Annotated in this window: 1 protein-coding gene; it reads left to right on the top strand. The window is 72.7% G+C overall.

The features are described 5' to 3' along the window. Positions 1 to 1,119: thiamine pyrophosphate-binding protein (locus GTW67_RS15235; RefSeq protein WP_524539783.1), on the top strand; the 1,119-nt coding region annotated here is incomplete at both ends.

Below are 1,119 nucleotides of genomic sequence, written 5' to 3'. Positions count from 1 at the left end.
GTCGCCAACGCGGTGGGCATGGCGATGGCCGCCCGCTACGAGCGCGGCCTGTTCGATCCCGAGGCACCGGAGGGCGAGTCGCCCTTCGACCACACGATCTGGGCGATCGTCTCCGACGGCGACCTCCAGGAGGGCGTCTCCGCCGAGGCGTCGTCCCTCGCCGGGCACCAGCGGCTCGGCAACCTGGTCTTCCTCTACGACGACAACCACATCTCCATCGAGGGCGACACCGCGACCGCGTTCTCCGAGGACGTGCTCAAGCGGTACGAGGCCTACGGCTGGCACGTGCAGCGCATCGAGCCCGCCGAGAACGGCGACGTCGACGTGCACGCCCTGTACGCGGCGCTGACCGCGGCCAAGGCCGAGACCGGGCGCCCCTCCATCATCGCGATGCGCACGATCATCGCCTGGCCCGCCCCGAACGCGCAGAACACCGAGGCGTCCCACGGCTCCGCGCTCGGCGCGGACGAGGTCGCCGCCACCAAGCGCGTCCTCGGCTTCGACCCGGAGCGGTCCTTCGAGGTCGCCGACGACGTCCTCGCCCACACCCGCGCGGCTCTGGACCGGGGTGCCGAGGCGCACGCCGCCTGGGACAAGCGCCTCGACACGTGGCGCGGCGCCCAGCCGGACCGCGCCCGGCTGTTCGACCGCGTCGTCGCGGGCCGGCTCCCCGAGGGCTGGCAGGACGCGCTGCCGGTGTTCGAGCCCGGCAAGTCGGTCGCCACCCGCGCCGCGTCCGGCAAGGTCCTCCAGGCCCTCGGCCCGGTGCTGCCCGAGCTGTGGGGCGGCTCCGCCGACCTGGCCGGTTCGAACAACACGACCATCGACAAGACCAGCTCCTTCCTCCCCGAGGGCAACCCGCTGCCGGGGGCCAGCCCGTACGGGCGCACCGTGCACTTCGGCATCCGCGAGTTCTCGATGGCCGCGGAGATGAACGGCATCGCCCTGCACGGCAACACCCGCGTCTACGGCGGCACCTTCCTGGTGTTCTCCGACTACATGCGCAACGCGGTGCGGATGTCCGCGCTGATGCAGCTCCCGGTGACGTACGTGTGGACGCACGACTCCGTCGGGCTCGGCGAGGACGGCCCGACCCACCAGCCGGTCGAGCACCTGGCC

The organism is Streptomyces sp. SID5910 (genome assembly GCF_009862125.1).
GTDB lineage: Bacteria > Actinomycetota > Actinomycetes > Streptomycetales > Streptomycetaceae > Streptomyces.
This window is presented reverse-complemented; position numbering and strand designations above follow the sequence as displayed.